Annotated in this window: 12 protein-coding genes; 11 read left to right on the top strand and 1 reads right to left on the bottom strand. The window is 54.4% G+C overall.

The window, feature by feature from the left end; genetic code table 11:
• The first annotated feature begins 28 nt into the window (after nucleotides 1-28).
• From P7079_RS03530 to P7079_RS03500, 7 genes are all read left to right on the top strand, one after another.
• Complete coding sequence (locus tag P7079_RS03530; protein WP_278013452.1) at nucleotides 29-991, top strand: glycosyltransferase family 2 protein; 963 nt, start codon at nucleotides 29-31, stop codon at nucleotides 989-991.
• Nucleotides 992-1,059: 68 nt separating this feature from the next.
• Nucleotides 1,060-1,458 (top strand): GtrA family protein, encoded by a 399-nt coding sequence (locus P7079_RS03525; protein ID WP_278013451.1) that lies wholly within the window; start codon nucleotides 1,060-1,062, stop codon nucleotides 1,456-1,458.
• 52 nt (nucleotides 1,459-1,510) lie between these two features.
• On the top strand, nucleotides 1,511-2,359 hold the full coding sequence (locus tag P7079_RS03520) for an ABC transporter permease (protein ID WP_278013450.1): 849 nt from the start codon (nucleotides 1,511-1,513) through the stop codon (nucleotides 2,357-2,359).
• Nucleotides 2,349-3,224, top strand: a complete 876-nt coding sequence (locus P7079_RS03515) for an ABC transporter ATP-binding protein (protein WP_278013449.1) — start codon at nucleotides 2,349-2,351, stop codon at nucleotides 3,222-3,224. The genes P7079_RS03520 and P7079_RS03515 overlap by 11 nt, the downstream gene beginning before the upstream one ends.
• Complete coding sequence (locus tag P7079_RS03510; protein WP_278013448.1) at nucleotides 3,193-3,819, top strand: hypothetical protein; 627 nt, start codon at nucleotides 3,193-3,195, stop codon at nucleotides 3,817-3,819. The genes P7079_RS03515 and P7079_RS03510 overlap by 32 nt, the downstream gene beginning before the upstream one ends.
• Nucleotides 3,810-5,918: a glycosyltransferase gene (locus tag P7079_RS03505; RefSeq protein WP_278013447.1), complete on the top strand. Its 2,109-nt coding sequence runs from the start codon at nucleotides 3,810-3,812 to the stop codon at nucleotides 5,916-5,918. The genes P7079_RS03510 and P7079_RS03505 overlap by 10 nt, the downstream gene beginning before the upstream one ends.
• Nucleotides 5,918-7,477, top strand: a complete 1,560-nt coding sequence (locus tag P7079_RS03500; RefSeq protein WP_278013446.1) for a CDP-glycerol glycerophosphotransferase family protein — start codon at nucleotides 5,918-5,920, stop codon at nucleotides 7,475-7,477. The genes P7079_RS03505 and P7079_RS03500 overlap by 1 nt, the downstream gene beginning before the upstream one ends.
• 49 nt (nucleotides 7,478-7,526) lie before the next feature.
• On the opposite strand, the gene wecC is transcribed toward P7079_RS03500, so the two are convergent.
• The gene (gene wecC / locus P7079_RS03495; RefSeq protein ID WP_278013445.1) at nucleotides 7,527-8,777 is read right to left on the bottom strand and encodes a UDP-N-acetyl-D-mannosamine dehydrogenase; all 1,251 of its coding nucleotides are present in this window, start codon (nucleotides 8,775-8,777) and stop codon (nucleotides 7,527-7,529) included.
• Between the two features lie 145 nt (nucleotides 8,778-8,922).
• Between wecC and wecB the strand changes: the two genes are divergently transcribed.
• The 4 genes from wecB to P7079_RS03475 are packed head-to-tail and all read left to right on the top strand — an operon-like array spanning nucleotide 8,923 to nucleotide 13,532.
• A complete protein-coding gene (wecB, locus tag P7079_RS03490; protein WP_278013598.1) occupies nucleotides 8,923-10,059 on the top strand; it encodes a non-hydrolyzing UDP-N-acetylglucosamine 2-epimerase in 1,137 nt (378 codons plus the stop codon).
• Nucleotides 10,059-11,288, top strand: a complete 1,230-nt coding sequence (locus P7079_RS03485; RefSeq protein ID WP_278013444.1) for a glycosyltransferase family 4 protein — start codon at nucleotides 10,059-10,061, stop codon at nucleotides 11,286-11,288. The genes wecB and P7079_RS03485 overlap by 1 nt, the downstream gene beginning before the upstream one ends.
• Nucleotides 11,278-12,948, top strand: coding sequence for a glycosyltransferase family 4 protein (locus P7079_RS03480; protein ID WP_278013443.1), 1,671 nt, complete (start codon nucleotides 11,278-11,280; stop codon nucleotides 12,946-12,948). Before P7079_RS03485 ends, P7079_RS03480 begins: the two co-directional genes overlap by 11 nt.
• Complete coding sequence (locus tag P7079_RS03475) at nucleotides 12,945-13,532, top strand: hypothetical protein (protein ID WP_278013442.1); 588 nt, start codon at nucleotides 12,945-12,947, stop codon at nucleotides 13,530-13,532. The genes P7079_RS03480 and P7079_RS03475 overlap by 4 nt, the downstream gene beginning before the upstream one ends.
• Nucleotides 13,533-13,546 lie beyond the last annotated feature (14 nt).

Genomic DNA, 13,546 nt, shown 5'->3' with positions numbered 1-13,546 from the left:
CCGTCATCAAACAAAGAAAGCGGATCTTATGTCTTCTCAACGCCCATTGCTCTGGATGGTCATCCCTTGTTATAACGAGGAACAGGTTCTTCCTATCACTGCTCCGCTTTTTGACCAACAGCTCACACAATTGATTGATAAGGGTCTCATCGATCCACGATCCCAAGTGTGCTTTGTCAACGACGGTTCCAGCGATACGACATGGTCAATCATCAAGAACCTTGCCGAGGAAAACCGCCATTTTGCGGGAATCACTCTCTCGCGCAACCGGGGCCATCAACATGCCCTTCTTGCTGGCTTGATGTATGCACGCTCTCACTGTGACATCACAGTATCACTCGACGCTGATGGTCAAGATGATATCGGTGCGGTTGAGCAGATGGTGCGTGAGTACCTCAACGGACATGACGTTGTCTATGGCGTGAGATCCTCGCGTGAGACGGACACATTCTTTAAACGGTTCACTGCGCAGAGCTTTTACAAGCTCCTCGAATCAATGGGTGCAGACGTGATCTATAACCATGCTGATTATCGTCTCATGAGTGCGCGAGCACTTAATGGGCTGGCTGAGTTTAAAGAAGTGAACCTCTTCCTTCGGGGTCTCGTACCACTCGTCGGATATTCGAGTACCACGGTCGAATACGAGCGTGCTGAGCGTATTGCGGGTGAAAGTCACTATCCCTTGGGCAAGATGCTTGCTCTCGCATTTAACGGTATTACGAGCCTGTCGATTAAACCGATCCGTATTGTTACAGCGCTCGGGCTACTCTTCAGCCTTTTTGGTTTTCTCTCAATTATTTGGGTGCTTGTTGCGACGTTCACTGGCGCAACCGTCGTCGGATGGGCATCCTTAATGTGCATCGTGTTGATACTGGGCGGGATCCAGCTCCTAAGCCTCGGAGTTATTGGCGAATACATCGGAAAAATATATCTCGAGACGAAGCATCGGCCGCGTTTCCTTATCGAAGAATCTGTCGGTATCGAGAACTAATTACTTCGTTGTCACGATCTGGATGACAACGGCACCCAAGTAAAGACATCACAGCAGGAGAGACTACGATGAAGGGACTACTCACCCAGATTTCCAAGTTTGGAATTGTCGGCGTATTCGCAACTGCCCTCGATTTCCTCATCCTGTGGGGATTAGTCTCTCTGGCTGGGATAAATTACCTTGTAGGCGCAACGATTGCGTACATCATCTCACTGGTATTCAACTACATTGCCTCGATGAAATACGTTTTTCAACGACGCGATGATCTCAAGCGATCGTATGAGTTCACCATTTTTGTTGTTTTGGCGCTCATTGGTCTCCTGCTCAACAATCTCACTATGTGGGTACTCACCGGCCTTTTCGCCGTGAACTACATGATCTCGAAAATCTTTGCTACCGCGCTCGTCATGGTGTGGAACTTCGCCTCACGTAAAGCGCTGCTCGAAGCCGATCAGGCAGTAAATTAGCCACCCAGGTTCGCAATATCCCACGAAAATGCCAATCTGGTAAATTAGTGGGGTGAATGCAAAAGTGGATTTGGGGCAGTACAAGCCCATCGGCGCCCGCCCCCCAATGCTTGAGTACATCAAAGGCCTCTGGGCACGTCGCTACTTTATCCAACGTGAATCAAAGGCTAAGGCGTACGGATCAATCAAAGACACCGCCCTCGGAACAGCCTGGCTCATTCTCAGCCCTTTCCTCAATGCGGCCGTGTACTACGTTATCTTCGGCGTGCTACTCGGTTTTTCTCAGAGCCGTGCAGGTTTCGTGGGCTACCTCGTGGTCGGCGTGACGTTTTTCCAGTTCCTGACGAATCAGTTCGGCGGAGCAACGAATATCATCACCAATGGGCGAAATCTCATTCGAGCCTTCAGTTTTCCCAGAGCATCCCTGGTGTTTTCTTTTACGCTACGAAATCTGTACGATTTCCTGCCCACGCTATATGCCACGATCCTTTTCATCGTGATTGTCCCCCCGCACTCACTTCCCTACTGGACGTGGCTACTCTTCCCCCTCGCATTCGCGATTGCTCTTCCCTTTGGACTGGGCCTGGCATTTTTCACCTCTGCCATGACCACGCTCGTGCCGGATCTCAAATTTATATGGCCAGTCATCACCCGATTCTGGTTCTACGGATCTGGAGTGATTTGGGCCATTGAACAATTCCAGGGACATCACAAAGTTGTGGCAGTCATGCAAATCAACCCGGGGTGGCAGTTCCTCGAATTGTGCCGTGAACTATTGGTGTATAACCGCCTTCCTCACGCATGGCTGTGGTATTCGTTCACCACATGGAGCCTGATGACTTTCATCATCGGGTTTGTCCTTTTCTGGTACAACGAGGAGAAGCTCTCCAATGTCAAGTAGCAACAAACTCGAATACAACATCATCCTCGACAAAGTATCGGTGCTGTACAAAACTCCGTCAACATCTCCTGAGGAACGCAAAAATGCCTCCTTTATTCAGAAGGTCAAAGGAAAACTACTCGGCCGCCCACCGCTGGTGGATGTTGCACCATTCACTGATCTGACCCTCGTGGCAAAGAGTGGTGAATCTGTTGGTCTCGTCGGCCATAACGGCGCTGGAAAGTCCACGCTATTACGAATCATTGCCGGAGCGGAATCACCGGCCTCAGGCAAAGTGTATGCAGCAAGCCAGCCGGTCCTTCTCGGAGTCTCTGCTGCGCTCGTCCCTGAACTTTCCGGTTACGAAAACGCCCGCCTTGGTTGCCTGGCGATGGGGATGAGCCCGGAGGAAGCCGATGCTGCACTTCCTGACATTGTCGCTTTCACGTCGATCGGCACGGCAATTCACCGTCCAATGAAAACTTATTCATCAGGCATGGCGGCACGTTTACGCTTCGCTATTTCGACGACGGCGCGCCCAGAAATCCTTCTCATCGACGAAGCCCTTGCCACCGGTGACACTGCTTTTAAGGAGAAATCCGAAAAGCGGATGCAAGAAACTCTCGAATCAGCAGGTACCGTCTTCGTTGTTTCCCACTCCCCGACACTCATCCGTGAACTGTGTAACCGCGTGATTTGGTTGCATGACGGTGGAATTCTTGCCGACGGCGACCCCGAAGAAATCACTAAGATGTACGAACGGTGGGCCTGGCATTCAGCCAAGGGCAGCCCGAAGATCATGGCTGAAATCGAGGCAGATTGCCGTGCGCGCTTCCCAAGGGTGGAGCTCATGCATGACGATGACGGGACAGCATATGTGGCCTGAGGGAACACTGGCATATATGGGCCAAACAGGCATGATTCCTGCACTTCCCAGTGGCTCTGTTTTTGTTCCAAGTATCGAGGCCCTCGCGCAGATCATCACAGAAGTGGATGGAGTGGTGGCCGACCTCGATTCCCTGACGCTCGGCCAGGTTGAAGCTTGCGCAGCTGACGCAAACTGTCCGCTTCTCGTCGTTGGGACTGACTCACTTGCGGGAGTACTGGCGCATATTCAACCACCGCGTGTAGCGTGCATCAACGGCGAGGCACTGTGGATCGGGCCGCCCGAGTACGCCCCGTCGCCGCCCTTCGATCTCGACGCAGCACTCGCAGTTGTCACCCTCGGCCACTGCCTTACCGCACAACGCTCACAGCGTGCCGACGAGGACCTTGCCAGTGCCCAAATTGCTTCCGGAGCGCATGTTCCGTTCGAAACGCTCGTTGAGCGCCCAAAAATTGGGGATAACACTGACTACGACGAACTCGCAATCAGATTTGCTGATTGGAAACGAGAATGGCATTTCGTCACGGACACGCCAATCGGCTCAGTTCTCAAGCGGGTCCGTAGTCTGCGCAGAAAGCTACGCAAATGGTTTTAGATTCTGATTCACTGATCCGTTCTCTGGGACGTATTCACCGGGAACCTACTATCCCAGTTGACCTCACACGCTCTTCGCAGCTTGCCGACGGGGTGTCCGTCATCGTGCCAGCATATAAGTCACGTGCATACCTACCTGCGCTTCTCGATTCTTTGGCACACCAGTCCCTTCCTCCCGAGCGTTTCGAGGTCATCGTGGTGCTGAACGGCCCCGACGATGGAAGCGGCGAATTGCTGGCTGCGGAAGATCGATTCAACCTGCGGTGGTATCGCAACTTGATCGCTAGTGCGGGCGCCGCACGGAACCTCGGCATTCGACTCGCCAATCGCGCCTATAGTGTCTTTCTCGATGCCGACGATACTTTCGAACCTGAATACCTCGAGCAAGCTCTGGCACTTGCCCAACCACTAACTGTTGTGGTCAACCCAATCGTCGATGTGACGCCGTCGGGATCGGTGAACCCGCAGAACGCTCTCAACCGTAAGATTTCGCAAATCAACGGTGGTGAAGTGGTCGATTACCCTTGGTTGCTGTCTTTCAATGCCTGCAAACTCCTTCCCACTCCTGTTCTCCAGACACTGCGCTTCAATGAAGATTTGCGCTCAGGTGAAGATGTCGTCTTTTGGGCGTCGTTGCTGGCATACCCACATTTGTCAGTTGCGCGTGTCAGCTCCGCAAACAGCGCCTACCGTCGTCTGCTCACGGAGCACTCAGTATCGAGGACAAACGAGTCTTTCGATTTCAATGTGACGCAACGGCTCGATGTCATTGCAGCTGTCCAGCGTCTGCAGCTTGGATCAGGTGTCCACGATGCCATTGCCTCACGTGTGGGGGCTCAGGCAAGTTTTATCCGCAATTATATTGCCTCACACCCGCAGGACATGGACCAGCTGGAGGAACAAATCGTGCAGGCCGGCGTCGTCCGTTTCCCGTGGGAGGAAATTCCACGCCCAGATGCGACGCAACTTGTGTTCTCCTACTGCTTCCCGCCTTTTGCTGATACAGCAGGCGTCATTGCAGCAAAAGTCGTGTCGCAACGTCGTCAATACTCTGACGTTATTGCCAACGATATGGGGACACGACGCCGGACAGACCATTCTCTTGACCTCCTGGCTTCGCGCTGGGTCAAGCGAGCATCATATCTTCCTACCCCAACGTCTTTTGGAAACTGGGATGAGATCGCTCAATTCGCTACCCAAGCCTGCCAGACAGCAGAGAGCTGGGCAGCCACAACTGCTTATGAATCCATGTATTCGCGTGCATTATGGCCGGGATCGCACCTGGCAGCAGCGCTCTTCAAACGCCGACATCCTGAGCTGAATTGGGTTGCAGAATTCTCCGATCCACTTCGGACGAATGCCGAAGGGCATACTCGCCCTGGTAATAGGGCCGGTGATGATGTGTCTGGGGAGATCATTGCCGGATCCCCCGAATTAGAGAGCGAAAATCTCCTCTTTGGTTTTATCGAACGCGTAGCATTTGAACTCGCAGATCGCATCATCGTGACGAATCCCCATCAGCTCTCATATATGCTTGCTCATTATTCTCCAGAGGAAGCGCAACGCTATCGAGCCAAGACGGAGATCCGTCCACATCCCGCGCCGAGCACAGCCTTATTCGACGCTGCACGGCCGTCGCTTAATCTTGATCCATCAGCAATCAATATTGGATATTTTGGCTCGGTGTATGCCAACCGAGGCTTTAGCGAAATTTTCGCCGCGCTTGGCAAATCCGATCCTCGGGTACATCTGCATATTTTCACAGGGACTTTTGACGCGCTTGAGACCGAAATTGAAAGCGCAGGACTGCGCGGTCGTGTTCATGCTCACCCCTACCTGCCCTACATTGAATTCCTTGGCGCGTGTCGCGAATTTGACGTTCTCCTCGTCACGGATGCGTGTGCAACAGAATCAATGGGAATTAACCCTTTCCTCCCGTCGAAATTCTCCGATTATCGGGCTTCCGGCACGCCGATCTGGGCAATCGTGGAGGAAGGTTCACCACTTGATCATCTCGGCACCGATTTCACTTCGTACCTACGCGACTCGCAGTCCACGCAGCAAGCGTTGAATGAGATTATTCAACGTCAGGTGAAATAATGGGCGTCTATTTCGTTGATTTATGTGAACGTGTCAATTCACGCTGGATTATCCACGTGGTCTTTGATCCGGGCGATCACCACGTCATCATCAATGGTGAACGTTATGAACTTGACACTCTGGCCACGGAGAAAATCGGCCCCTACCGCAGCCTTGGCGGCGCAGGTGGGCGTCACTCAGCGCTCCTGGCTCTCCCACCGCACACGAGGACTGTGCGTTTCGCTGGTGCCGACGTCGGGCGGCTTGAGCTTCGCGGAGCAGCACGGATGTCGTCCCGGCGCTTCGCGTATAAAAGCACGGGCAGGCATCTTGTGGTGAAAACGGATGCGCATACTCTGTCCTTTTCTTCAGGGCCGCTACCGATTCTTCGTGCAGCTCTTCGATGGAACGCTGCAATTGGGGCATCGATCCTCACACAGGCGCTTCCACCACGGGTTGTGGTCTATCGCGCTCTTGCGCCGCTCGCTCGTCTACTCCACCGCCGGACGTGGGTGATTTCAGACTCCCCTAATAAAGCTGGTGACAATGGTGAAGCGCTCTTTCGTTTCCTCCATTTGCACCCGGCCGATGGTGTGACCCCAATTTTTGCTATCGCAGATCCCGACCAGCGCAAAATCCTTGGAGCTTACGGAAAAACAGTCGATCCAACCTCGTTTCGGGGAAAACTTGCCTACCTTGGAGCACCAGTGATTGTGTCCTCGCAAGCTGGCCTCTACGTTACGGATGCCCTTGGTGACCACGGCGTCTACCGGGGACTGGATCGGTCACGTTTCGTCTTCCTCCAACACGGAGTACTTTTCCATGATCTCTCTGCTGTTATTGGCCGCTACCTCAAGCGCATTTGCCTCATCGTTGCTTCCGGTGCAGGTGAAGCACAAGCTCTCACAAGGGACTATGGCTTCCTCCCTGATCAAGTAGCACTCACTGGAATGCCCCGAATGGACCGTTTGGCCGACCACCGACAGCGTACGATCCTTGTCGCTCCAACGTGGCGCTCTTGCCTCGCTGACGCCAGCTCTGAGGAATTCCGCAGTAGCCCGTATTTCCGCTTCTGGGATGCGATGCTCAACGATGAACTACTCCTTACGGCATTGCGAGATGCGGGTTACCGCGTCGAATTTCTTCTGCATCCTTCGTTAGCGGCATTTGTTGGTGAGTTCCACGGAAGTGACCTCGTCCATATCGGCACTCCCCCGCACGATTACACAGGCGCTTTTGGCAGATGTGCGCTGTTAGTGACGGACTATTCATCGGTTGCATACGACGTGGCATACCTCGACAAACCTGTGGTCTATGCGCAATTTGACCGAGCAGATTTCTACGACGGTCAGACGTATGAGCGCGGCGACGATGATACCCGAACCTCCGGCTTTGGACCCGTCACCTCATCACTTGACGAATTGCGAAGTACTATCCTTGGCATTATTTCCGACGCCGAAGACGAATTCCCCTCCTTGGAATCTCAGTACCGTACTCGGCGCGATGAAGCGTTCACATTCCGTGACCAGAACAATTCTGCACGGGTGGTTGACGCGATTCAGCAGATGCTGAAAAAGTGAGGAGCTAGAGAGCCGCAGCTTCCTAGCTCCTCACCGTTCTTGGCGTCAATTAGCGCCACAAACCAGTAGTGTCAATCACTGACACTGAGTTTGGAATCGAACCCTTGAGATCCTTGAACTGATCATGAGCGACGAGTTCCACAACAATATCGGCTTGCTGCACCGCAGTGTGGGCGTCAACGTATTCAACGTTGCGGAAGTTTGCGATCTTCGCTGGTGCCTGCTCAACGAATGGTTCAACGATTAGGATGCGTTGATCGGGGAATTCCGTCGCCACTCGCTGTGCGATAGCCATCGCAGGAGACTCACGCAGGTCATCAATATTTGGCTTGAATGCCAGACCGAGAAGTGCGATCGTCACAGCGTCCTTTGAGGCGCGTTGCTCAGCGACAGCCTGCTCAAGCTTATCCATCACAAAATCAGGCTTTCCGTCATTGACCAAGCGAGCCTGCTTGATCAACTTTGCCGATTCAGAGGTTGACACGATAAACCACGGATCGACTGCGATACAGTGACCGCCCACACCCGGCCCTGGATTCAAGATATTGACGCGTGGATGGCGGTTGGCCAGGGAGATCAGCTCCCATACATCGATTCCCTGCTCATCAGCAATAAGCGACAGCTCGTTCGCAAAAGCAATGTTGACATCCCGAAAGGCATTCTCAGTGAGCTTGGACATCTCAGCTGTCCGAGCGTCTGTTTCAAGAACTTCTCCCTCAGTGAAGGAACGGTAAACCGCTGCAGCACGCTTCGTCGCTTCCTCAGTCATACCGCCAACAATGCGGTCATTAGCTCGCATCTCAATCATGATTCGGCCCGGCAGGACACGCTCTGGTGCGTGGGCGAAATGGACAATTGGTCGTCCATTCGAACCGTCAACAGACAGATCAGGGCGAGCATCCATGATGCGCTGCGCCATGCGCTCGGTGGTGCCTGGAGGCGAAGTGGATTCCAAAATCACCAGCTCATCGCCTTCAAGCTGGGGGATCAGCGCGTCGGTTGCGGAATCAATAGCTCCAGAATCGAGCTCGTGATCGCCCTTGAACGGTGTGGGCACCGAAATAATGAAGATATTGCCCTTGGGGGTGTTTTTTTGCACTTTCAGGGAGCCGTTGTCCACGACCTTCTTGAGTGCGTCTGCAAGCCCTTCCTCAACGAAGGGAAGCCGCCCAGCGGAAACGTATTCAATTGTTCGGTCTGAAACATCAACACCCGTAACTTCCCAGCCACCTTCGGCCAGGACTACGGCGGTGGGCAGGCCGATGTAGCCAAGCCCGATCACCACAACTTTGCGCGACATGTTCCTCTACTTCCACGAAATATTTGTGCCGTTTGGACACTCGCTGTGTATTCTACAGCCCTGCACGCGGCCATGAGTCCTACGCTTCGCTCCTGGTAAAATGTTCCCAATACTCGTTTGCAAGGAGGAACTCGTGAAGTCAATCATGGTGGTGTACGGAACTCGTCCAGAAGGAATCAAGGTTGCTCCGCTCATCAAAGCCTTCGAAGAGTCCGATAATTTCACTCCGATTGTCGTGTCAACCGGGCAGCATCGCGAAATGCTTGACCAGGTCAACGAGCTCTTCGGTATCACCCCCGACGTCGATCTTGAGATTTTCGAGCCTGGCCAATCACTCAATTCAATGGCCGCCAAGATTTTTTCAGGTCTCGATCCGATTCTTGAACAGTATTCGCCTTCAGCTCTCCTCGTTCAAGGTGACACCTCCACTGTTACTTGTGCCGCACTGGCCGCCTTCTACCGTGAAATTCCCGTGGTTCACCTCGAAGCTGGATTGCGTAGCGGAAACCTATTCTCGCCTTTCCCGGAAGAAGGCAACCGCAAAGTCGTCTCTCAAATCGCTTCGTTACACCTGGCTCCAACCGAGGAATCCAAAAACAATCTTCTTCATGACGGCGTCGATAGCGCGAACATCGCGATCACGGGAAATACGGTTATCGACGCTCTCTTCCACACGGTTAATCAGGACGTCACTTTTTCCGATCCGGCTCTTGAACAGGCCATCGCCAGCGGACGTCGCATTCTCCTCGTGACCTCACATCGTCGGGAGAATATTGGCCAGCCGATGCGCAATATCGCACAGGCCCTGGCCGAACTCGCCCAGTCATATCCTGAAGATCTCATCGTTTTCCCACTTCACCGCAACCCCAAGGTCCGCGAGCTGATCGTCCCCCACATTGAGTCGGCCCCTAATGTTATCTTGCTTGATCCGCTCGATTACCCCCATTTCACACATGTCATCAAGTCAGCTCACATCGTGTTGACTGATTCTGGCGGTGTCCAGGAAGAAGCTCCCTCGCTTGGCAAACCAGTACTGGTGCTGCGTGAGAATACGGAGCGTCCTGAAGCGGTCGCAGCTGGAACAGTACGTCTCATTGGTACGGACACGGCACGGATTGTTGAGGAAGTGTCCCGACTCAAGGACGACCCTGACGCATATGCAGCAATGTCAAATGCTGTCAATCCTTATGGCGACGGCGATGCAGCGCAACGCTGTGTTGCAGCAATCGCCGCTCTCCTTGGGATCGGTGAGCGACTGCCTGATTTTGGTGCGGAGGCCTGATGCACGTCTTATTTGTGGCCCAGCAATGGGAACCTGAGAAAGGTGTTCCGCAGCGCCGCGGCAAGTGGATGGTTGATCAACTCACCGCTTCAGGGCATACGGTGTCCGTCGTCGCGCCTCCCCCGCACTATCCTTCGGGGACACTTCTGTCGCCACTCCCCCACAATCAGTCAGGAGCGGTCACGAGACTCGGGCAGCGCCACGTTCTCTACCGCAGCCAGTTTCACCCGCACACACATTCAATTCCATCGCGAATCATCGATCAAGCCACGGTCTCACTGACCTCGATTCGCACTGCCTTGCAGGCAGCACGTCATCGCCGTCCCGACGTCGTGCTCGCCACCGCACCCCCATTACCGGCGGCATTTACCGCCCGCGCAGTGGCGCAGATTCTTCGAGTTCCTTTTGTTCTTGATCTTCGCGATGCGTGGCCTGAATTAGTTGATTTTGTTGCCGACGCCGACGGGGAGAAAGCCTCATTCGCGCGGCGCACCTTCGACTGGCTCCTCCACCTCGGTGGACGAAGCTTTGCGCACACGCTTGACCACGCCAACCTGATCCTGACCACATCACGCTGGCATGCACGCGAGCTTCGTGAACGTGGCCTGAATGCACGAGCCTTGACCAATTTACTCTTACTTGATCTTGACTTGGAGACTGCACTACCTGACCCCGAACCTCACAATGAGTTGCGTGTTCTCTACACCGGCACTATCGGACGCGCACAAGGGTTGGAAAACGCGCTTGATGCCGTAGAAATCGCACGGCGCTCTGGATGCGATGTGCGACTTCGTCTTGTCGGCGACGGCGCACATCTCACACGCCTTCAGGCTCGCACAGCCGACGGCATCGAATTCACGGGTCGAGTGGATCGTCACGATATTCCGCTGCACCTCGCTTGGGCAGACACAGTGCTGGTTCATCTCAAGGATTGGCCTCCCCTGGCGACGACGATTCCCTCAAAACTTTTTGAAGCCATCAATTCGGGCCGGTTCGTCAGCGCTGCACTCAACGGCGAAGGTGCGCAGTTACTCGCTCGCTCCGGCGTCGGCACCGCTGTCGAGGCAATGAACCCGCAAAAGCTCGCAGAGCTGTGGTGTCACCTTGCTCGTCAACGTCAGCTCAGCGTCGGCGATGCCGGCCACCAGTTCCTCTTGAATGAACTTGCCAAGGAAAACCCCTCGCAGACATTCGTCACATCGATCGAGGAGGCCAGTCGTGCCCATTAATCTGTCGCTCACCGCTCATGCGATTTCGACAATGCTCACTACGGACCCGGCATTCTTCGCGCTCCAAGCGAGTCGAAAAATGCCCCGGAAGGTTCGGCAAGCGCTGGCGACAGCGGCTGGCGCAACTTCGATCCCTTATCTTGAACAGGCCGGAGCATTTCTCGCAGATCGCCCAACAGATCTCGACATCCCCGGCCCCTTCGTCTCTGCGATGAGAATTGCTCAAGGAAAGCCACCATTGAAAGGCGCCACCGCCACACAGCGTGCGCGTTATCTCAGGTCGATCGGTGAGCTTTCCAAGGCAATCGAGTTACTTGAGCCATCAAGCAAACTGCGTCGTCGGTATGAAAGCGAAAAACGTCTGCTCACTGAGCCGGTCACTCTCGACGTTCCGTTAATGGCCGCCCCCACCCGGGACTCACTCGATGTCCTTCATGTGCTCGTCTCATCCGCCCCGTACACCAATTCAGGGTATACCGTGCGTACAAGCGCGATTATGAAAGGCCAGCAAGAAATGGGGCTTCGGGTTGCTGGTGTGACGCGTGTGGGATATCCGGCGATCATTGGAAACATCGCTGCCCCACGTTACAGTGATGTCAACGGAGTGCGTTACTGGAGAATCCAGCCGAACTCTTACCCAAACGATCCCTACGAGTTAGCACAGCTTCACGCACATTACCTCGCGAGCCTGGTTGCCAAGTTACGCCCGCGCACTCTCCACGCGACAACCGATTACACCAACGGTGTAGTGACACGTGCAGTTGCGCAAGCCTTCGGGATTCCATGGATCTATGAAATGCGCGGTCAGCGAGAGAAATCATGGGTTGCAGCTCTACCGTCTGATGCCCAAGGGCCAGCTTCTGAGTCAGAACTCTTTGAATTAATTCAGCGCAAAGAAGCTGAGCTTGCCCGCTCTGCCAGCGCCGTTGTCGTGCTGTCACAAGTTCAGTTCGACGATCTTGTGTCACGTGGGGTGCCTGCCGAGAAAATCACGATCATCCCCAATGCTTACACGCCAGCCGATACGTCACCACTTTCCCCCCACCAGGCGCGTGACGAACTCGGTCTCCCTCAGGCGTTCACCGTTGGAACGCTGACCTCAATTGTTGACTACGAAGGCCTCGACACCTTGGTTCGCGCAATAGGAATTTTGCGACGTGAGGGACGCAATGTACGTGGGGTAATTGTTGGCGACGGCGTTGCTCGCGCTTACGTCCAGGCACTACGTGATGAGCTTGGTGTGGAAGATGCAATCACGATGCCTGGCAGGGTGGAGCGAGAAAAATCCCACACGTGGTATCAAGCGCTTGATCTCTTCGCTGTTCCTCGCAAACAGACACTTGTGACCCAGACGATCACCCCGATCAAACCAGTGGAGGCAATGTCGAACGGGACACCTGTGGTTATCTCTGATCTTGCTCCGCTTCGAGAAATGGTCACCGACGTTGGGGCTGGTCTGGCCTTCCCTCCTGGTGACTATCAGGCGATGGCACAGACTATCCGATACCTGATGGACTCACCTGATGTTTATCGCAATGCTTCGATGGCAGCGCGCGCAGAAGCTCATCGCCGCACCTGGCCAGCAAATACCGCACGCTATAGGGAAATTTATCGCCAGCTTATTGGCAGCTCCCACGATTTTTACGGAGGCGACAGATGATTCAGCCCGGTTCGATGTCAATCATTTTGCCGTTACTCGAACGGATCGGACGCGGCGCCGGCCGAGCCCTCGTCGGCGTTGCAGCATCCCTAGATCTTCTTCTCGCATTAGCTGGCTGGAAGGTAGCCCATCTTTCCGAAGGCACGTGGCTACCGTTGATTGTTGCTCTCGTCCTGGCGGTGCCAATCACCGTTTTTGCGTGGCGGAGGCATCGTCTCGAAACCAGAGTAGATGCCACCCAGCAGCGGCTCGTTCCTCGCGCCCCGACGTCGGCGCCGGCGGCTCCGGGGGCTTCTGACATCGTCGTGCGAAGTGTGTCGGATACCGCCGAAGAACAACGCAAGCGGATCATCGCGCAGGAACGTGCGCAAAAAGCAATGGCGGAGTCGGCCAAACGCCGCGACACGTATCTACCGCGTATCGAATCAGCTCAGCGCGCTGCAATTGCCATGGCCGGGGGTGTCGAAAATGCGCCGTATCTCAAGGATGACGTGCGCGTGACACTGATCAGCCTTATCGCCACGGTGATCGCGATTCCTCTCAGCATCGTTTTTCTCATTACGGCACTTTTCCTCATTCTGTAAATTTCTCAGATTCC

The sequence above is a fragment of the Arcanobacterium canis genome, from assembly GCF_029625435.1.
GTDB classification, from domain to species: domain Bacteria; phylum Actinomycetota; class Actinomycetes; order Actinomycetales; family Actinomycetaceae; genus Arcanobacterium; species Arcanobacterium canis.
This window is presented reverse-complemented; position numbering and strand designations above follow the sequence as displayed.